An 18,700-nucleotide genomic window follows, 5' to 3' on the forward strand; every position below is an offset into this window, starting at 1 on the left:
CCTTCCAAGGTGACCGGCCCGGCGTCGTTCTACTCGAGTCCGCGGCGCTTCAGCAAGGGTTCAAGCTGGGCGTCGCGGCCCCGGAACGCACGGAAAGACTCCAAGGGGTCACGGCTGTTGCCCCGTGACAGCAGCTTCGATCGGAACAGGTTGCCGTTCGCACGGTTCAGCCCGCCGTTGTCCTTGAACCACTCCACCGTGTCAGCGTCCAGTACTTCACTCCAAATGTAGGAGTAGTAGCCGGCGGCATAACCCGCGCCGGCGAAGATGTGCTGGAAGTAACCACTACGGTAGCGCGGCGGAATCAGGGGGTGGGCAATGCATGCCTGGGACAGTGCGTTGGCTTCGAAGGCAAGGACGTCCTTTGGTACGTCAGCCTCGGATAGCACGTGCCACGCAAGATCCAGCAACGCAGCGCCCAAATACTCCGTAGTGGCAAAACCTTCGCCCCACAACAAGGAGTCATTGAGCTTGTCCACGACGTTTTGGGGAAGCGCCTCACCGGTGATGTGATGCCGCGCGTAGTTAGCCAGTACTTCCGGCCACATGATCCACATTTCGTTGACCTGCGAAGGGTATTCCACGAAATCGCGTGGCACCGAAGTACCGGAGAACCGCGGGTACGTGACTTGTGAAAACAGGCCGTGCAAAGCGTGGCCGAATTCATGGAACACAGTCCGGACTTCGTCCAGGGTCAGGAGCGTGGGCTCGCCGGGCGCCGGCTTGGTGATGTTCAGGTTGTTGATGACCACCGGTTGCGTGCCAAGAAGAGTGGACTGCTCCACGAGCGAGTTCATCCACGCGCCGCCACGTTTGGTCGCCCTGGTGTAGTAGTCGCCAAGGAAGAGGCCCAGTCCCTTCCCGTCTTCGTCGCGGACTTCCCACACCCGGACATCGGGATGATAGCCGTCCAGGTCCGTACGTTCATGGAACGTGATCCCGTAGAGCTGGGTCGCGGCATGGAAGACGCCGTCGTGGAGCACCCTGTCCAGGGAAAAGTAGGGACGCAGGGCTTGTTCGTCCACTTCGAACTTGTCCTTGCGGACCCGGGCCGAGTAGTACGGCCAGTCCCACGGATCCAGGTTCCTGCCCGCTGCCTCGGCCAGCGCCTCGGCCTCGGCCTCGGCGTTGCGGACGGCTGCAGGTGCCAACCTCTGCAGCATTGCGTGGACTTCGTCAAAACCAGGTGCGGTCTGCTGATCCACCACCAGCTCGGCAAAGTTCGCAAAGCCCAGCAACTTAGCCTTCTCTGCCCTTAAACGGACGGTGTCCAACACCAATTGACGGACGTCCAGCGACCCGCCATCGGTGCCCCGAGCAAGGGAGGCTTCGTACAAGCGACGGCGGATGCCCGGATTTTCGAGGAAGGCGAGGGCAGGCTGGTTACTGGGCTGAATCAACGTGAGCAGGTATTTGCCGGCATGCCCCGCAGAGCTGGCTGCTTCGGCGGCGCCTGCGATGTCCTCCTCCGGCAGACCGGCGAGCTCATCTATGTCGTCAAGAAGCAGCGCTGAGGATTTCATGGCCTCTTTGACCCGCTGGCCAAAGTCGGTTCCCAACCGTGAGAGCTCGGCGTTAACCTGACGCAGGCGGTCCTGCCCGGCATGGTCGAGTTGGATCCCCGACTGCCGGAATTCCTTGAGATATTCCTCCACCAGGCGGGCTGCTTCGGCGTCGAGGCCCGTCACATCGACGGCTGAGAAGCGTTCATAGAGGCCCCGGTTCATGAACACCGCATCCTGGTGCGCCGAGAACTTCGGGGACAGCTCGGTCTCCAGCGCTTTGATGTCGTCGTCCGCGTGGGCCGACACCATCGTGAAGAAGGCGGCAGCTGCCCTGTTCAGGAGCAGACCTGATCGCTCCATGGCTACGGCCGTGTTCTCGAACGTGGCGGGGTCCGGGTTGGCCACGATGACGTTGATTTCCTCCAGATGCTCTGCCAGTCCGGCGTGGACTGCCTCGGCGTAGTGAACGACTGATATACCGGCAAACGGTGGGAGCCCGTACGGCAGGGGACTGGCGCTAAGCAGGGGGTTCGTCATGAAGTGACTCTTTCACGTAGGGATCGTGTCCTCAAGGGCGGCGCGCCTGGTTCCGCGCGTGTTCACCGTAGGATGAAAAGCATGGGGAAGATCACATCTGGTGCCGGGTGGCAAAGATCACACCGGGCAGCGCTGCCGACACTCGCACTGGTCCTTGCCATGGCCCTGGGTGCCTGCGGCGTCATCGCCGAGAACAACGACCCCAGACCAAGCACCGCGGCGTCGGCTCCGGCAGGTGAGTCACCTTCACCAACACGCACCCCCGCCCCCAACCCGACCCCGGGTAAGGGGCCCGCCTGCGCGGAACTCCGTTGCACTTCGATCACCGTGACCGGCGACATGCTGGTCCACACCCAGCTGTGGCAGCAGGCAAGAGCCGACGCCGCTGCCGCTGGCCAGCCGGGCTACACCTTTGTGCCGCTCTTGGAAGGACAGCGGCGCTACATCAGGAACAGCGACCTCGCCATCTGCCATCAGGAGACTCCCGTGGCCACGCCCGAAGGGCCTTTCTCCGCCTACCCTTCCTTCAACGTGCCACCACAAATCGTCACGGCCTCCAAGGATCTCGGCTACCAGGCCTGCACCACCGCCAGCAACCACACCATTGACCGTGGCACCGAGGGGCTGCTCCGAACCTTGGATGCCTTGGACGCGGCAGGCTTGAAGCACACTGGTTCCTACCGGACGGAAGCAGCATCAAAGGAAATCCTGATGCTGCAAACAGACGCCGCCAAGGTAGCGGTCATCGAAGGGACCTACGGGCACAACGGCCAGATCCCGGAGTACCCCTGGCTGGTGGATGAACTGGACCCCGCGACCATGATCGCCAAGGCGACCCAAGCCAGGTCACTCGGTGCGGACATCGTGCTGGGAGTGATGCACGCGGGAGACGAATACGCCAGTGAACCCAATGCCCAGCAGCAGGAGGTCGCCCACGCACTCGTGGACAGCGGACAATTCACCATGATCTACGGGCACCACACCCACTCGGTCCTGCCCATTGAGAACTATAAAGGCACGTGGATTGTCTACGGACTGGGTAATGGCATCACCGAGTTGTCACCGTGGTACGTGGTCAACAATGAAGGACTGCTGGTCAGGGCGCAATTCAGCCAAAATGCCGCCGGTACCTGGACTGCCTCGGATCTGGCATGGGCGCCCTCAGTGATTGTCCGTGATCCCTATCGGTGGTGCTCAGTGGCCAGCGATGCGCCGCAAGGCGTGTGTGCCACGCCCGCGGCGGACGCCGAAACCCGCCAAAGAACCAAAACCGTGGTTGAATCCTTGGGCGCGGCGAATGCGGGTGCCCACGAACTGCTGATCACGAAAGAAAAGTAACGCTTACCGCGGGCGGCGCGCGGCGTGTTCGCGCGCGAGGCGGGCAAAGTCGTCGTCGGGCGTTCCCGGCACGAAGGTTCCAAACTTGCGTTCTGCTGCCGTGCGGATCAGGAAGTCCGCGATAGCGGGGTTCTTCGGCAGCAGCGAGCCGTGAAGGTAGCTGGCCACAACATTGTTGTACCGGGCGCCCTCGTGGCCATCCTTGCTGTTATTGCCGGCGCCTTTCGTAACGGTCCCCAGAGGCTCGACGCCGGGACCCAAGGTGGTCTGTCCGCTGTGGTTCTCGTAGCCCATGATGTCGCCGAACTCGGCCGATTTCATGATCACGTTGCCGATCAGGCGTTCGTCAGTGCCCTGGGTTTCAACATCCAGGATTCCAATGCCGGGGATGGTGGGTCCCGAGCTGGTCTTGAAGAACTTGCCAAAGAGTTGATAGAGGCCGCAGATCACCAGCATGGGCGCGCCGTTGTCGGCAAGCTCCCGCAATTGCTCCGCACGCGCCTGCAGATCATCCTGGATGACAAGTTGGCCGCTGTCCTGCCCGCCGCCACCTACGATGATGTCAACGTCCTCCGGGAATTCATCGCCCACGTTGTACTCGAGCAGCTCCGGCGTGTAGCCGTGCCACTTGATGCGCTGCTTGAGGACCAGGGCGTTGCCCCAGTCGCCATAGATATTCATTTCCCGTGGGTACAGCTGGAGCACGCGGATGGTGCCCTTGCTGGGCTGCGAAGCCTGGCCAAGTGCGGCCTGGGGCTGGGTTTCCGAGGTCATGAGACCACCTCAACTATGGTGATTTTGGCAAGTTCGCGGCGAATGGCAAGCATTGACGTGTAGGTGCAGAAGATGCGCTTGGGCTTGCCCCGCGAACCGTCGATGAAGATACGCAAGGCGGCTGTGATGTCGGGTTCAACCGTGCCGAACGGAACGTCGTCGTACTGGAGGCGCAGCGCCATGTCGTAAGCGCGGACGCCGGTGAGGACTTCGACACCGCCTTCGCGGAGCGACTCGAATTCGACGTCCCACAGCCACGACATGTCCCGGCCATCGGCGTAGTTGTCGTTGATGGCGATCATGGTTGCGTAGCCGCCAGCGGGGAAGGACTTCAGGCCCAGCCGGAAACCGCTGGGGTTTTTCACCAGCACCAGCTCAAGCGGTTGGCCGTCCACTGTCAGGCTTTCACCGCGTCCGAAGGCCGGTGCCACGTTGCCCAATGCTTTGACGAGTTTCGGGGTGTCAACGGGGCCGGTTCCCAGTACCGCACGAGTCAGCGACAAAGCCGCGGCGGCGTTGAAGATGTTGTAAACCCCGCGAAGCTTCATAGTGGTGGTGACGGTCTTGCCGTCGAAGTCGAAGTCGGCGTCCTGGGCGCCTACCCGGCGGAGTACGACGTCGGCATCCGGCAAATCGACTGCCTCGCCGGGCGCTGCGGCCACCGACGTTCCAGAAGGCGAAGGGCCGCTTCCTGACCGCATCTCGTCGTCGTTCGGGAACGTGCTGCGAAGCGATTCGTCAAGGCCGAAGTAGCGGACGCTGGGGTGATAAACGGCGTCGAGGCTGTTAATGGCGTTGGCAATTCGTGCAACGCGCGGGTCCTCGCGGTTCAGGACCACGGTGTCTGTCGTCCTGGAAGCGATGTGCTCAAGGAGGCGGGCGGTCTTGTCGATTTCGCCGAAGCGGTCCAACTGGTCCCGGAGGACATTGAGCAGGAGGCTGAAGCGGGGAGGCACCTTGTTGACGAAATGAACGGCATGCGCTTCGTCCAGTTCCAGGACTGCAATGTCAGCATCAAGCCTGCCCCGCCAGTCGACTTCGCCCAGCAGGGATGCTGCCACGCCGCGGGTGAAGTTGCTGCCAGTGCGGTTGGTGAAGACCTTCAGGCCCTGGCTTTCCAGGAGTTCCACCACCATTTTGGTCGTGGTGGTCTTGCCGTTGGTGCCGCTGACAACAGCTACGCCGTGGGGCAACGACGCAAGCGTTCGCTGCATGAAACGGGGATCGATTTTCTCGACCACCAGGCCGGGGAACGCTGAGCCTCCGCCCCGAAGCCGGGACAGTGTGCGGACCAGCTTACCGAGGGGGACGCTGTAGGAAAGCATGCTCTGTAATATATCCCAGTCGGGGCATGGAACCCGGGTCGCCCGTGGGTGGCGGGCTGCTCCCCGACGCATCCCGGAGCCTGGGGACCACTATGATGGACCAATGACCAACCCCCTTTCCGACGCTTCATCACGCGTGGGTACAGGCCTCCGGATCGGTGTACTGGCACTCCAGGGCGATTTCCGTGAGCACATCCACGCCGTGGAGTCCGCGGGAGCTACAGGCGTGGGCATCCGCCGGCCCTCAGAGCTGGACGACATTGACGGCCTGATCATCCCCGGTGGCGAATCCACCACCATTGACAAACTGTCGCGGATCTTCGAAGTCCGCGAACCGATTCAACAGCGGATCGCGGAGGGTCTTCCGGTGTACGGTTCGTGCGCGGGAATGATTCTCCTGGCCAAAGAGATCGCGGACCCCGCCACCGACCTCAAGGGAAACCCGCAGCAGACCTTCGGTGGGCTTGACATCACTGTTCGCCGGAACGCCTTCGGCCGCCAGCGCGAGTCCTTCGAAACGGACCTCGACTTCAAGGGGCTCGACTTCAGTGCCGGACAGGACGGGGTGGACCCCGTTCATGCTGTGTTCATCCGCGGACCCTGGGTCGAGCGCGTCGGTGAGGGTGTAGAGGTTCTGGCCCAAGTCGATCCGGACCACGCCAGCCACACCTCCGCTTTGCATGGAGTGGCTAGAATTGTTGCAGTGCGCTCCGGCCGTTTGCTGGCCACCTCCTTCCATCCGGAAGTGACAGGGGAGAAGCGCGTGCATGAACTCTTTATTCGAATGATCAGAGGAGAAGCGTAAAGCATGTCAGGCCACTCCAAATGGGCGACCACCAAGCACAAAAAAGCCATCATTGACAGCAGGCGTGCAAAGTCGTTCGCAAAACTGATCAAGAACATCGAAGTCGCTGCCCGCATGGGTGGACCGGACCTGGCCGGCAACCCGGGCCTGGAACTCGCCGTCACCAAGGCAAAGAAGACTTCTGTCCCCAACGACAACATCGACCGTGCCATCAAGCGCGGCGCAGGCCTCACCGGTGAAGTGGTTGACTACACCGAGATCATGTACGAAGCCCGCGGTCCGCAGGGCTCGGCTTTGCTGATCGAGTGCCTTACGGATAACAAGAACCGGGCGGCCTCCGAGGTACGCCTGGCCATCTCCCGTAACGGCGGTACCATTGCCGATCCCGGATCCGTCAGCTACTTGTTTGCCCGCAAGGGCGTTGTGGTTCTGCCGAAGAACGGCCTCAGCGAAGACGACATCCTCATGGCTGTCCTGGACGCCGGCGCGGAGGAAGTCAAGGACAGTGGCGACAACTGGGAAATCCACTCCGAGCCGTCGGATCTGCAGGCCATCCGGGATGCCCTCAAGGAAGCCGGGATCGACTACGAAACCGATGAAGCAGAGTTTGTCCCGTCGATGCAGGTTGACCTGGACATCGATGGCGCCAAGAAGTTCATGAAGCTCGTCGACGCGCTTGAGGACCTGGACGACGTCCAGAATGTCTACAGCAACGCGGACTTCAGCGAGGAAGTGCAGGCTGCCCTCGACGCCGAGTAGGCACGGCAGCACCAAGTATTGATGACAAACAGGAAGGCCCGGACTTGACTCTTCGCGTATTGGGAGTCGATCCGGGCCTTACCCGTTGCGGCATCGGTGTAGTGGACATTGAGCGGAACCGCCGTGCAACCATGGTTGCCGTCGGTGTCGTGGGAACCTCGGCGGAACTGACCTTGGACAAGCGTTTGCTGGTCATAGCCCAAGCCATCGATGAGTGGCTTGACCTGCATAATCCGGACGTCGTCGCCGTCGAACGTGTCTTCTCGCAGATGAACGTGAGCACTGTCATGGGCGTCGCCCAAGCCTCGGGCGTCGTGATTGCCGCCGCGGCGCGCCGCGGCATCCCGGTGGCCCTCCACACGCCGTCGGAAGTAAAGGCCGCGGTTACCGGCAGTGGCTCGGCGAACAAGGACGCTGTCACGAAGCTCGTCACCAAGATCCTGCGCCTGGATGCACCACCCAAGCCAGCTGATGCCGCTGATGCCCTCGCCCTTGCCTTGACGCACGCCTGGCGTGCAGGAAGCGGGATGGGAACAGCGGGCGGCACGGCAGGCGGCGGCACACTGACGCCGGCCCAGAAAGCGTGGGCGGATGCCGAAGCCAAAGCGCGCCGTGCACGCTGATACCCTGGCGTCCTTGCTAGGGTATTCGTAGATATGTTCGGATAGTCAGCCATGGCCGCAGTTCCCAGCGGATGGGCAGACAGTATTTCAGGAGCCGGGTCTTGATCAGTTTTCTTCGTGGAACCGTAGCCCACGTTGGTTTGTCCAGCGCCGTCATCGACCTCAACGGTGTGGGCATGAGCGTGTTCGCAACTCCGCAGACCCTGAGTCATCTGAAAATAGGCGCTGACGCCAAGCTCTTTACCTCGATGATCGTCCGTGAGGACTCCCTGACCCTCTTTGGCTTTGCTGACGATGACGAGCGGGAAGTTTTCGATGTCCTGCTCAGCGTCAGCGGCGTCGGACCGCGGCTTGCCTTGGCCGTACTCGCCGTGCATGAACCGGAAGCCATCCGCGTTGCAGCGCATACCGGCGACGGCAAGGCCTTCACGAAAGTTCCCGGTATCGGTCCAAAGGTTGCCGGCCGGATCGTCCTTGAGCTTGCGGGCAAATTGGTCCCGCATGGCACTGGCACCGCAGCCGCAACCGCAACCTCTGTCAAGGCTGAATGGAAGCCGCAGGTGGTCGCCGCCATGACCAGCCTTGGTTGGTCGGAGAAGGACGCCAACGGAAGCATCGACAAAGCCATGGCCGACTCACCCGAGTTGGTGGATGCGGGCAACGTCGCACAGATTCTTCGGGCCACGCTGCGGTGGCTTGGCCAGGATGGCGCACGCGCCGGGAACCGCGTAGGCAGCCGTGGCTGAGCAGTCACTGGTCAGCGGGGGAGAGGAGCCGGAAGAGCGGGTTATCGAGGCGGCTCTTCGTCCCAAGAACCTCCATGATTTTGTGGGCCAGCACCGGGTCCGCAAGCAGCTTGCCTTGGTACTCGAGGCGTCAAAAATGCGCGGCCGCAGCGCCGACCACGTGCTCATGTCCGGTCCGCCCGGGCTCGGCAAGACCACCCTGGCCATGATCATCGCCGCGGAGATGAATGCTCCGCTGCGGATCAGCAGTGGTCCGGCCATCCAGCACGCCGGGGATCTGGCGGCGATACTGTCCTCCCTCTCCGAGGGTGAGGTCCTGTTCCTGGACGAGATCCACCGCATGTCCCGGCCGGCGGAAGAAATGCTCTACATGGCCATGGAAGACTTCCGGGTGGATATCGTGGTGGGTAAAGGGGCCGGTGCTACGGCAATACCTCTGGAGCTGCCTCCCTTCACGCTGGTAGGAGCCACGACCCGGGCCGGATTGCTTCCTGGTCCGCTGCGGGACCGCTTCGGTTTCACCGGTCATCTTGAGTTCTATTCAGTGGCCGAACTCGAACTTGTGTTGCGCCGTTCGGCAGGGCTGCTGGACCTGAAGGTCAACTCGGCCGGGTTCACGGAGATTGCCGGCCGCTCACGCGGAACACCGCGTATCGCCAACCGGTTGCTTCGGCGCGTCCGCGACTGGGCGCTGGTTCACGGCATTGACCAAATCGACGCCCGGTCAGCGTCGGCTGCCTTGGATATGTACGAAGTGGACCAACGCGGCCTTGACCGGCTGGACCGTTCTGTCCTCGAAGCGCTTATTACCAAGTTCAACGGCGGTCCGGTGGGGCTGTCCACGCTGGCGATTGCCGTGGGGGAAGAGGCTGAAACCGTCGAGACGGTAGCGGAGCCTTTCCTGGTGCGGGAGGGCCTTCTGGGCCGGACGCCCCGCGGCCGGATCGCAATGGCGTCCGCCTGGACCCATCTGGGCTACGCCGTGCCGTCCGGTGTGTTCGGACAAGAGACCCTTGCGCTGTTTGACGAGGACGAAAACCACGCCGAAAGCGTAGATACTGCGGGTTAACACGCTGCGTTCAGCTTTTCCCTCTAGACTGGTATGACGCTCGGCACGTTCGAGTCCTTGATCCATGCGCCAGCCTCGCGGATCTGCCAGGGACGTTGCCGTGAACCAAAACGTAAGTACAGAACGGAACTTCCCTGTGGATCCAATGACCATATTGCTGTTCGTCATGCTTGGACTCTTTGTCTTCATGATGTTCCGCCGCAACAAGAAGACCCAGCAGCAGCAGGCTGAGATGCAGTCCAAGTTTGCTCCCGGAGTCGACGTCATGACCAGCTTCGGACTCTTTGGCCGGATCGTGTCCATCGACGAAGCGGAGAACAAGGTCGTTATCGAGCTCTCCCCGGGCAACGAGGCCACGGTTCACCGTCAGGCTGTCACCAAGGTTGTTGAGGCGACTCCCGAGGAAGCCCCTGTGGTTCCGGACGACGCTTCTTCCTTGACCGCAACGGGTACTGAAACCCCGGCGGCCGGCGAGACGCCGGAAGAGACCATTGCGCGCCTCAACAAAGAGGACAAGAAGGACAACTAGCACCGTCAGTCGCGGCACCACCGCGCAAGGCAACTTCTACGGCAGCGGAAAGCCGCCGGCAGACGCTCACCAGCGTCCGCCGGCGGCTGTCCGGCGATAACAGGAAGATTGAAAATGGCAAGGACCGGCCCCAAAAATTCAGCCCGCAGGGTGCTGACATGGCTTGGAGCAATATTCGTTGTACTCACCGTCGTCCTGGCTGGCGGTGTGATGACCGGCCATGCGAGCTGGGCGCCCAAGCTTGCACTGGATCTCGAAGGCGGAACCCAGATGATCCTGGCACCCCGGGTGGAGGGTGCTACCGACATCAACGAGGAGCAACTCAACCAGGCCGTGGCGATTATCCGCCAACGTGTTGACGGTTCCGGCGTCGCCGAGGCCGAAATCAGTACCCAGTCGGGCCGGAACGTGGTTGTCAGCCTGCCGGGTACCCCTTCGAAGGAAACACGCGACCTCATCCAGGCCTCGGCTGATATGAACTTCCGGCCTGTTATCGCCGCTGGAGATCCCGCCGCCATCCCTGCCGAGCAGCGGACTCCGGACGACCAGTTGAACAAGCCCACTGCCGAGCCGACGAACGCCAGCGACATCAACTGGGTCACCCCGGATGTCCAAAAGGAATTCGAGGCGCTGGATTGCGTCAACCCTTCCAACGAGAAGCGGGACCGCTCAGATCCCGCCAAGCCGCTGGTTGCTTGTGAGCCCGCCACTGACAAGACTCCCGCAACCAAGTACATTCTTGGGCCGGTAGAGGTCAAGGGCCAGGACATCAGCGATTCCACGTTCTCCCAGGTCCAGGGCGCGCAGGGTTCTGTCACTAACTCCTGGGGCGTGAACATCGTCTTCAACGGCGATGCCACCGCAAAGTTCAAGGCAGTCACCGAACGCCTCAACCAGTTCTACGTTGCAGCGCAGGCTCAGGGTACTCAGGACCCGAAGGCACAGTTCGCAATCGTCCTGGATGACAAAGTGATTTCCGCGCCGCGTGCCCTTGCCGTCATTACCGACGGAAAGCCGCAGATTACCGGCAACTTCACCCAGGCCAGCGCCAAGGCGTTGTCCGATCAGCTGCGCTATGGCGCCCTGCCGATCAGCTTCGAGATCCAGTCGCAAGAGCAGATCTCGGCAACCCTTGGTGGCGACCAGCTGCGACTCGGTCTGCTGGCCGGCATGATTGGCCTGTTGCTCGTTGTGGTGTACTCGCTCTTCCAGTACCGGGCTCTGGGATTCGTCACCATCGCCTCCCTGGTGGTGGCCGGACTGCTGACCTACCTTGCCATTGCAATCCTTGGCTGGACAGAAAACTACAGGTTGTCGCTGGCAGGTGTGGCAGGTTTGATCGTGGCCATTGGCCAGACTGCGGACTCCTTCATCGTCTACTTCGAACGCATCCGTGACGAACTGCGCGATGGACGTGGCCTGGTGTCCGCCGTCGAAAACGGCTGGAAGCGTGCCAAGCGCACCGTCCTGGCTTCCAAGGCCGTCAACCTGTTGGCCGCATTGGTCCTGTACTTCGTTGCAGTCGGAAACGTTCGTGGCTTCGCGTTCACTTTGGGCTTGACTGCCCTTGCGGACCTCCTTGTGGTGTTTATGTTCACCCATCCGATGCTGCAGGTCCTCGCCCGGACCAAGTTCTTCGGCGAAGGACACCGCTTCTCCGGATTGTCACCTGACCGCCTGGGTGCCGTCCCGCTGTACCGCGGAGCCGGCCGGCTCCGGACTCCGGAGGAAAAGCCGACGCCGGTCCGCTCCCGCAACGCCGGAGCGGCCGCTGAAGCCGAACGACGCATGACCATAGCCGAACGGCGCCTTGCCGCGAAGGGCCAATTGACCGGCACTTCCAACGGCAGCAAGGAGGAGAAGTAATGACTACGAGCTTCGCAACCTTCGGCCATGAGCTCTACACGGGCAAACGCTCGTACAATTTCGTCAATTCCAAGAAGATCTGGTTCACCATCGCGGCTGTCGCCGTGGCGCTGTCCATCCTGATCCCGGTTTTTAAGGGCGGCTTCAACCTCGGCATCGAGTTCCGCGGCGGCTCGGAGTTCACTGTCTCCAACGTGAGCACCACCGATGCAGCGCTTGGTGAGCGGGCTGTGCATGACGTTGTCCCGAACGCTGTTCCGCGCGTTGCGAACGTGGCGGGAAACACCATGCGGATCCAGACCGATCAGCTGACCGACGACGAGACCAACCGCATCAAGGACGGCCTCACCAGCGCCTACGGCGTCACTGAGAACGAGGTCACCTCCAACTTCGTAGGACCGACCTGGGGCCAGGACGTTACCCGGCAGGCCCTCATCGGCCTGGTGGTCTTCGTTGGCTTGGCTGCAGTCCTCATGGCGCTGTATTTCAGGACGTGGAAGATGTCCTTGTCAGCGCTCGTTGGAATGCTGGTCACGATGTTCACCACCGCGGGTGTGTACGCTTTGAGCGATTTCGAAGTCACGCCGTCGGCGATCATCGGCTTCCTGACAGTCTTGAGCTACTCGCTGTACGACACAGTGGTGGTCTTCGACAAGATTCGCGAAAATACCTCGGACATCTCCACGTCCACTCGACGTACCTTTGGCGAAGAGGTCAACCTGGCAGTCAACCAAACGTTGGTCCGTTCCATCAATACCATGATGGTGGCTGTCCTACCCGTGGCGGCCATCCTGTTCATCGGTGCGGGCCTGCTCGGCGCCGGTACTTTGCGTGACCTTTCGCTCGCCTTGTTTGTGGGTATCCTGATCGGCACCGCGGCCACGATCTTCATCGCGGCCCCGCTCTACGCCTGGCTGCGCCAAGGCGAACCAGAGCTGGTCAAGCAGGCCAAAAAGGTAGCCCACCGCAGGGCGGAAGCTACCGTTTAGGGCTTCACGCTGCTGCAAATCTCCGAAGAGCCGGTCCCCGCGATACTGCGGTGGCCGGCTCTTTGACTTGCCGGGCCGTTCGTCATGTGCTGTCCAGTTGCAGAAGCATTCACTTGCGGGAATAGACTGGGAGAATTAAATCGGTTGTGAGGGGTACTTCTGTGGAAGAACGAGCGACGTCGGCACCACTGGCGGGCGGGGAAGAGGACCGCAACGCAGCTGCGGTCCCTGCAACAAGTGTGTCCGCCCGGGCTGCAGGCGCCGCCGTACCGGTTGACATGCCCGGAGCCCGTCCCACGTTCCCCGGTCGCCGGGAACGCACCCGTTCCCGGCTGGCGCGGCTGACTGGTCGGGGTGTAGCACCCTACTCGCCGATTCTTGAGCCGTTGCTGAGGACCGTAAGGGCCAACAATCCCAAAGAGGATTTTGATCTGATTCAGCGCGCGTTCGCTGTCGCTGAGCGGAGCCACCAGGGCCAAAAGCGCAAGAGCGGCGATCCATACATCACCCACCCGGTGGCGGTTGCCACGATTCTGGCTGAGCTCGGCATGACGGGCACCACCTTGGCCGCAGCGCTGTTGCACGACACCGTGGAGGACACTCCATACACCCTGGCTGACCTGACCCGGGATTTCGGGCCGGAGGTTGCCATGTTGGTCGATGGCGTCACCAAGCTGGACAAGGTCAGCTTCGGCGAGGCGGCCCAGTCGGAAACCGTCCGCAAGATGGTAGTCGCCATGGCCAAGGACATTCGCGTCCTCATGATCAAACTGGCCGACCGTTTGCACAACGCACGGACCTGGCGTTTCGTGTCCGCAGAATCGTCTTCGCGCAAGGCCCGCGAAACGCTGGAGATTTTTGCGCCCTTGGCCCACCGCCTGGGCATGAATACCATCAAATGGGAGCTTGAGGACCTGTCCTTCGCAGCCCTCTATCCCAAGGTGTACGAGGAAATTGTCCGCATGGTGGGGGACCGGACTCCAGAGCGCGAAAAGAGCCTGAGTGTTATCCGCAACCAAATAGCGGACGATCTCCGGACTGCCAGGATCAAGGCCACCATTACAGGCCGCCCCAAGCATTACTACTCGATCTACCAAAAGATGATCGTCCGGGACAAGGACTTCGACGACATCAACGACCTCATGGGCGTGCGGGTCCTGGTGGACTCCGTTCGTGATTGTTATGCCGCCCTTGGCACACTGCACTCACGATGGAACCCCCTGCCGGGCAGGTTCAAGGACTACATCGCGATGCCCAAGTTCAATATGTACCAGTCTCTGCATACCACCGTGATCGGCCCGGGCGGCAAACCTGTCGAGATCCAGATCCGCACGCATGAGATGCACCGACGGGCAGAGTACGGCGTGGCTGCCCACTGGAAGTACAAGGACCAGCCAAACCGGACGGCGCAAGGCCCCGGCAGCCCGCGCGATGGCGACATGGGCTGGCTGCGGTCCTTGGTGGACTGGCAGCAGGAAACGTCGGATCCCGGAGAATTCCTGGATTCACTGCGATACGAGATCAACGCCCGGGAAGTCTTTGTCTTTACGCCCAAGGGTGAAGTCATGGCCCTTCCCGCCGGCTCGACCCCCGTCGACTTTGCCTACGCTGTGCACACCGAAGTCGGCCACCGAACCATTGGCGCACGTGTCAACGGCAAGCTGGTCCCGCTGAACAGCGAACTGAACCACGGCGACTGGGTGGAAATCTTCACTTCCAAGGCCGAAGGGGCCGGGCCAAGCCAGGACTGGCAGCACTTCGTCAAGTCGGCACGGGCACGGAACAAGATCCGGCAATGGTTCACCAAGGAGCGTCGCGAGGAAGCGATCGACCGTGGCAAGGACATGCTCACCCGTGCCATGCGGAAGCAGAACCTCCCGCTGCAGAGGCTCATGACCCACGATGCTTTGTCCGCCGTCGCCGAGGATTTCCATTACGTGGACATCTCCGGCCTCTACGCAGGCGTCGGCGATGGGCACACTTCGGCCCAGTCCGTCATGGAAAAGCTCATGGAGCACCTGGGCGGACATGAGACGCCGGATGAGGACCTCGACGAGGTCAGCATTCCCACCCAGGTGGCCAAATCGAAGTTCTCGGATTCGGGCGTCATCGTCAGGGGCGTGGGCGACGTGTGGGTCAAGCTGGCGCGGTGTTGCACACCTGTGCCCCCGGATCCCATCCTGGGCTTCGTGACACGCGGCTCGGGTGTCTCTGTTCACCGGACAGACTGTACGAACGTCTCCGGCCTGCGTGACCAGCCCGACAGGATTGTCGACGTCGAATGGGCGCCAACGCAGTCGAGCGTCTTCCTGGTGGAGATCCAGGTTGAAGCACTGGACCGCAAGTCGCTCCTGTCCGACGTGACGCGCATTCTTTCTGAGAACCACGTCAATATCCTGGCTGCGTCCGTCCACACCTCAAGCGACAGGGTTGCAATCTCCAAGTTCGCGTTCGAAATGGGAGACCCCAAGTATCTGCACCACGTCTTGAACGCGGTCCGGCGCATCGATGGCGTCTTTGACGTCTACCGCACCACCGGGAACAGCCGCAGGAGCTAGTCGGACTCCTTCCCGGAGTCTGGCGCTGGCTCCGGCGCGAGTTTGGCCAATGTGGCCAACGCGCGCTTCTTGTGGGGCACCCGTGGTGCTGCTTCCACCGCCAGGACCAGCAGCCGCAACTTGATACCGAGCTCCGGTCGGTCCAGGAGGCGCCTCAGTACGGGCAAGGCGCGGTCGGTCTCAACATGGAGCGCGATGTCTGCCGCGGTACGTAGCGGGCTGGTCACGAGCATCCCTCCGAGGCTCACCACATCCAGCTGCCCAAGCCGGACTTCGTGGAGACTGCACGCCAGGGTGCCTCGAAGGCTGGAGATGCGGTGTTTCGCGTCCACCAGAAGCGATAACTTTCCAGGTGGTCTTGCGCACCCGTAAATCCAGGCAGCGGTGAGCCTGCCCGCGACTAACTTGGTGCGAATCCGCTCCGGCACCGTCAGGGCTGCTGCGCGGGCCCGGATGCGCTGGGTGATGGCTACGCCGGGTGAAGCGTAGTTTTTCCCGTACAGAGGCAGCAGAACGCCGTCGACGGCCATTCCCTGGAGCTCGTTCCAAGTGAAGATGCGGCCGGCAGAGTAGAGCTCGGGGATGACCGGCTCCAGCAGTTGCGGGGCGGTGACAGGAGGGACCATCACTCGATCATTCCGTTGAGCGGCCCAACGAGTACAGGCTCCGTACCGGCTATGTGGATAACCGGTACGGAGCCTGTGTCAACGTCAGTGGCGACTATGCGAGGTCGCTGGCTGAACGCTGGATCTGGTCGAGCCAGGCTTGGCGTGCTTCCAGGGCTTCACGGGCAGCCTTGATGCGGCGCTGGTCGCCTGCCTTCTCGGCCTTGTCGAGATCGTCCTTGAGGCCTGCGATTGCGGCTTCGAGCTGTGTCAGGGCGCTGTTGGTACGTGCCTTCGTTTCGGGGTTGGTCCGGCGCCACTTCTCTTCCTCGGCTTCACGAACGGCGTCTTCGACCTTCCGGAGGCCTGCTTCGATCCTGCCCATGTCAGCGCGCGGCACCTTGCCGGCCTCTTCCCAACGGTCCCGGATGGTCTGGAGGGACTTCTTGGCGGCATTGAGGTCCTTGATGGGCAGCAATGCCTGGGCCTCTATGACCAGCTGCTCCTTGACGGCCAGATTCGCTGTGTATTCCTGGTCGATCTGGTCATTGGCGGCTTGGCGGTTGCTGAAGAAGACGTCCTGCGCGGCACGGAAACGGCCCCACAACGCGTCGTCGTCCTTGCGGCTCGCGCGGGGAGTTGCCTTCCACTGATCCATGAGCCGTCGGTATTCACCGGCGGCGTATCCCCAGTCGGTGGAGGAGGAAAGTGCCTCGGCCTCAGCGATCAAGGCCTCCTTCGCGGTTTTTGCGGCAGAGTTGTTGCTGTCCAACTGCGAGAAGTAGGCGCGGCGGTGGCGGTCGAACACCGTGCGGGCCGAACGGAACCTCTTCCACAGTGCATCTTCGTTGCTCCGGCCCAGGCGGACGCCGCTCTTTTGGGCGGCCTTCCAGGATTCGAAGAGCTCGTTCATGCGTGCGCTGGAGGTTTTCCACTGGATCTGGGCCGGGTCCTGCCCCGCAATGGACTCGGCTTCAGCCACGATGGCTTCACGGGCCGCGAGTTCGCTGGCACGCAGGGCATCATGGGCTGCCTTCTCCGACTTCTCCAGTTCGACAATTTGCGTCGACAGGGTATCCAGTCGGGCCTCGGCGGAGCGGATGTCACCGACCATGTTGCGTTCGCCAAGTTGCTCACGCAGATGTGTGACGGTTTTTTGCATGTCCGTTGCCGGAGCCTTGGACTCGACGCGGTGTTCAAGCAGTATGACCTGGGCGATGACGTCGTCGAACTTCCGGGCAAAGTAGCCCAGGGCTTCATCGGGGCTGACTCCCGGGTACTGTCCGACGGCGATTTCCTCACCATCGAGCGTCAGGAAGACGTGGCCGTCTCCCTCTGCGCGCCCCCACTTGGCCGCTTCGGCGAGCGACGCAGCAGATACTGCCGGAGCCGCGGGAACAACAGGGGCCGGCGCCTTCGGGCGGGCCGCAAATGCTGCCGGCGACGGAGCCGCGGACGGCGCCGGGCGGGGAGCCGGAGGTTCGCTGGCGGTCGAAGCTGCAACGGCCTGGGACGAGTCCTCGGCTTCGGTTGTTTCGATCACCTCGGCTGCCTCGTCGTTGGCCACTGCTGCTGTTTCGTCGGATTTCTGACTGTCTGTCACCGCTAAAAGTCTTTCGCTTGGAGGGACTGCTAAGGCAATGCACGCCGGGCCTGGGTCCGGAGCTGGTTACTTCAGAGAGAACGAGTCTATCGTGACAGGTGCCACAGGGGCGCCGTCGTTGGTGTTTTGGCCGGGTTTGAGGCCTGCGGCGGCAATGTTGGTCACTACATCCAGCCCGCTGGTCACCTTGCCCACAACGGTGTACCCGCCCGCGGTATCGGCCGGGATGGTGGTGTCCTTGTAGACAATGAAGAACTGGTGACCGTTGCCATAGGCGTTATTGCCCGTGCGGGCAATGGCGATGGTTCCTGCGGGGTACTTGTTGTCCGCAGGGGTGTTCTCCAAGGGACCCCAACGATAATTGGGATCGTCGGCGCCGTCCTCGGACTTGGCCCCGCACTGCAAGAGGCCAAACGTCTCCGACGTGGTCAACCGGTGGCAGTTTGCCCCGTTGTAGTAACCGGCATCCGCGAGCGACTTCAGGACCGCGGCGGCCTGGGGAGCGGCAGTGCCGTTCAATTCAACCCCAACGGCCCCGCCGTTCAGGGAGAGCTGGCCTGCGAATGTCTTGCCAGCGGCTATGTCCGCGCTTGGAACGTCTGCACTGTTTTGGGAAGGAGCGGCAGAGGGCGATGCCGAGGGGGAACTGAGTCCGGCTTCGGCAGCGGCAAACTCGGCTTCTGTGGGGTTGGAGCTGAAGACGGTCAGCTGCAGGACGACGGCCAGGATGACCGCTGCAGCTCCGGCGCCAATGGCGATGGTGTTGTCGCGTTTCCGGCGCTTTGCCTGTTCCTGCCGCAGGGCGCGCTTGGCTTCCATCTGCCTGATGCGACGTTTCGCTTCGCGGTCATCCCGCGACCTTGTTGCCAAGAGTCCTCCTGAATAAGTCAGCTTCGGATGGCTGCCGACAGGAACCCGGACATGCTGCATTAGATGTGCACGCGCGGAAAGCATAAACTGGCTGCCGCACATAGTTTATGCATGACCGGCTGGACGCCCGCCCTGTAAACGCCGAACGGGCGTTTAAAGCTGCGGCGCCGAGGCCTGCGTCAGCTTTCTTCAAGGAGAC

Annotated in this window: 16 protein-coding genes; 10 read left to right on the forward strand and 6 right to left on the reverse strand. The window is 62.1% G+C overall.

Translation table 11 applies throughout. The features are described 5' to 3' along the window. Positions 1 to 29: 29 nt before the first annotated feature. A complete protein-coding gene (locus ACFVSI_RS06310; protein WP_387820910.1) occupies positions 30 to 2,042 on the reverse strand; it encodes a M3 family metallopeptidase in 2,013 nt (670 codons plus the stop codon). A gap of 72 nt (positions 2,043 to 2,114) precedes the next feature. Between ACFVSI_RS06310 and ACFVSI_RS06315 the strand changes: the two genes are divergently transcribed. Continuing rightward, the gene (locus tag ACFVSI_RS06315; protein ID WP_387820913.1) at positions 2,115 to 3,380 is read left to right on the forward strand and encodes a CapA family protein; all 1,266 of its coding nucleotides are present in this window, start codon (positions 2,115 to 2,117) and stop codon (positions 3,378 to 3,380) included. A 3-nt stretch (positions 3,381 to 3,383) separates the two neighbouring features. Here the strand turns inward: ACFVSI_RS06315 and ACFVSI_RS06320 are convergent, their stop codons facing one another. Together ACFVSI_RS06320 and ACFVSI_RS06325 are read right to left on the reverse strand one after the other, a co-directional pair. After that, positions 3,384 to 4,154: a type 1 glutamine amidotransferase gene (locus ACFVSI_RS06320; protein WP_387820916.1), complete on the reverse strand. Its 771-nt coding sequence runs from the start codon at positions 4,152 to 4,154 to the stop codon at positions 3,384 to 3,386. Next, complete coding sequence (locus ACFVSI_RS06325; RefSeq protein ID WP_387820919.1) at positions 4,151 to 5,479, reverse strand: MurT ligase domain-containing protein; 1,329 nt, start codon at positions 5,477 to 5,479, stop codon at positions 4,151 to 4,153. Before ACFVSI_RS06325 ends, ACFVSI_RS06320 begins: the two co-directional genes overlap by 4 nt. A 103-nt stretch (positions 5,480 to 5,582) precedes the next feature. Here ACFVSI_RS06325 and pdxT point away from each other — a divergent pair, with 103 nt between their 5' ends. The 9 genes from pdxT to ACFVSI_RS06370 all read left to right on the forward strand — a co-directional run bounded on the left by pdxT (position 5,583) and on the right by ACFVSI_RS06370 (position 15,423). Next, the gene (pdxT, locus tag ACFVSI_RS06330) at positions 5,583 to 6,284 is read left to right on the forward strand and encodes a pyridoxal 5'-phosphate synthase glutaminase subunit PdxT (RefSeq protein WP_387820922.1); all 702 of its coding nucleotides are present in this window, start codon (positions 5,583 to 5,585) and stop codon (positions 6,282 to 6,284) included. Between the two features lie 3 nt (positions 6,285 to 6,287). After that, positions 6,288 to 7,043: a YebC/PmpR family DNA-binding transcriptional regulator gene (locus ACFVSI_RS06335; RefSeq protein ID WP_144658957.1), complete on the forward strand. Its 756-nt coding sequence runs from the start codon at positions 6,288 to 6,290 to the stop codon at positions 7,041 to 7,043. Positions 7,044 to 7,087: 44 nt separating this feature from the next. Continuing rightward, entirely contained in the window at positions 7,088 to 7,666 is a 579-nt protein-coding gene (gene ruvC / locus ACFVSI_RS06340) for a crossover junction endodeoxyribonuclease RuvC (protein ID WP_387820925.1), read from the forward strand. A gap of 101 nt (positions 7,667 to 7,767) precedes the next feature. Beyond that, positions 7,768 to 8,412, forward strand: a complete 645-nt coding sequence (ruvA, locus tag ACFVSI_RS06345; protein ID WP_387820928.1) for a Holliday junction branch migration protein RuvA — start codon at positions 7,768 to 7,770, stop codon at positions 8,410 to 8,412. Then, on the forward strand, positions 8,405 to 9,481 hold the full coding sequence (ruvB, locus tag ACFVSI_RS06350) for a Holliday junction branch migration DNA helicase RuvB (protein WP_387820931.1): 1,077 nt from the start codon (positions 8,405 to 8,407) through the stop codon (positions 9,479 to 9,481). Before ruvA ends, ruvB begins: the two co-directional genes overlap by 8 nt. Positions 9,482 to 9,626: 145 nt before the next feature. Then, the gene (gene yajC, locus ACFVSI_RS06355; RefSeq protein WP_262275135.1) at positions 9,627 to 10,010 is read left to right on the forward strand and encodes a preprotein translocase subunit YajC; all 384 of its coding nucleotides are present in this window, start codon (positions 9,627 to 9,629) and stop codon (positions 10,008 to 10,010) included. Positions 10,011 to 10,124: 114 nt separating this feature from the next. Continuing rightward, positions 10,125 to 11,876, forward strand: coding sequence for a protein translocase subunit SecD (gene secD / locus ACFVSI_RS06360; RefSeq protein WP_387820934.1), 1,752 nt, complete (start codon positions 10,125 to 10,127; stop codon positions 11,874 to 11,876). Then, on the forward strand, positions 11,876 to 12,865 hold the full coding sequence (gene secF / locus ACFVSI_RS06365) for a protein translocase subunit SecF (protein WP_387820937.1): 990 nt from the start codon (positions 11,876 to 11,878) through the stop codon (positions 12,863 to 12,865). Before secD ends, secF begins: the two co-directional genes overlap by 1 nt. Positions 12,866 to 13,026: 161 nt before the next feature. Continuing rightward, complete coding sequence (locus ACFVSI_RS06370; protein ID WP_387820939.1) at positions 13,027 to 15,423, forward strand: RelA/SpoT family protein; 2,397 nt, start codon at positions 13,027 to 13,029, stop codon at positions 15,421 to 15,423. Here ACFVSI_RS06370 and ACFVSI_RS06375 read toward each other — a convergent pair. From ACFVSI_RS06375 to ACFVSI_RS06385, 3 genes are all read right to left on the reverse strand, one after another. Then, the gene (locus ACFVSI_RS06375) at positions 15,420 to 16,049 is read right to left on the reverse strand and encodes a hypothetical protein (protein ID WP_387820942.1); all 630 of its coding nucleotides are present in this window, start codon (positions 16,047 to 16,049) and stop codon (positions 15,420 to 15,422) included. The two genes, ACFVSI_RS06370 and ACFVSI_RS06375, sit on opposite strands and share 4 nt — an antisense overlap. Before the next feature lie 94 nt (positions 16,050 to 16,143). Continuing rightward, complete coding sequence (locus ACFVSI_RS06380) at positions 16,144 to 17,631, reverse strand: DUF349 domain-containing protein (protein ID WP_387820945.1); 1,488 nt, start codon at positions 17,629 to 17,631, stop codon at positions 16,144 to 16,146. A 66-nt stretch (positions 17,632 to 17,697) separates the two neighbouring features. Next, a complete protein-coding gene (locus ACFVSI_RS06385; RefSeq protein WP_387820948.1) occupies positions 17,698 to 18,501 on the reverse strand; it encodes a peptidylprolyl isomerase in 804 nt (267 codons plus the stop codon). Positions 18,502 to 18,700 lie beyond the last annotated feature (199 nt).

Origin of the sequence: Paenarthrobacter sp. NPDC057981 (assembly GCF_042886835.1) — a bacterium.
In the GTDB taxonomy this organism is placed as follows: domain Bacteria; phylum Actinomycetota; class Actinomycetes; order Actinomycetales; family Micrococcaceae; genus Arthrobacter.

Bases quoted from the DNA above. Each gene is read 5' to 3' on its own strand.
- pdxT (WP_387820922.1), top strand. From the start codon at position 5,583: ATGACCAACCCCCTTTCCGACGCTTCATCACGCGTGGGTACAGGCCTC.
- ACFVSI_RS06315 (WP_387820913.1), top strand. From the start codon at position 2,115: ATGAAAAGCATGGGGAAGATCACATCTGGTGCCGGGTGGCAAAGATCA.
- secD (WP_387820934.1), top strand. From the start codon at position 10,125: ATGGCAAGGACCGGCCCCAAAAATTCAGCCCGCAGGGTGCTGACATGG.
- ACFVSI_RS06375 (WP_387820942.1), bottom strand. From the start codon at position 16,049: ATGGTCCCTCCTGTCACCGCCCCGCAACTGCTGGAGCCGGTCATCCCC.
- secF (WP_387820937.1), top strand. From the start codon at position 11,876: ATGACTACGAGCTTCGCAACCTTCGGCCATGAGCTCTACACGGGCAAA.
- ACFVSI_RS06310 (WP_387820910.1), bottom strand. From the start codon at position 2,042: ATGACGAACCCCCTGCTTAGCGCCAGTCCCCTGCCGTACGGGCTCCCA.
- ACFVSI_RS06325 (WP_387820919.1), bottom strand. From the start codon at position 5,479: ATGCTTTCCTACAGCGTCCCCCTCGGTAAGCTGGTCCGCACACTGTCC.
- ACFVSI_RS06320 (WP_387820916.1), bottom strand. From the start codon at position 4,154: ATGACCTCGGAAACCCAGCCCCAGGCCGCACTTGGCCAGGCTTCGCAG.
- ACFVSI_RS06335 (WP_144658957.1), top strand. From the start codon at position 6,288: ATGTCAGGCCACTCCAAATGGGCGACCACCAAGCACAAAAAAGCCATC.
- yajC (WP_262275135.1), top strand. From the start codon at position 9,627: ATGACCATATTGCTGTTCGTCATGCTTGGACTCTTTGTCTTCATGATG.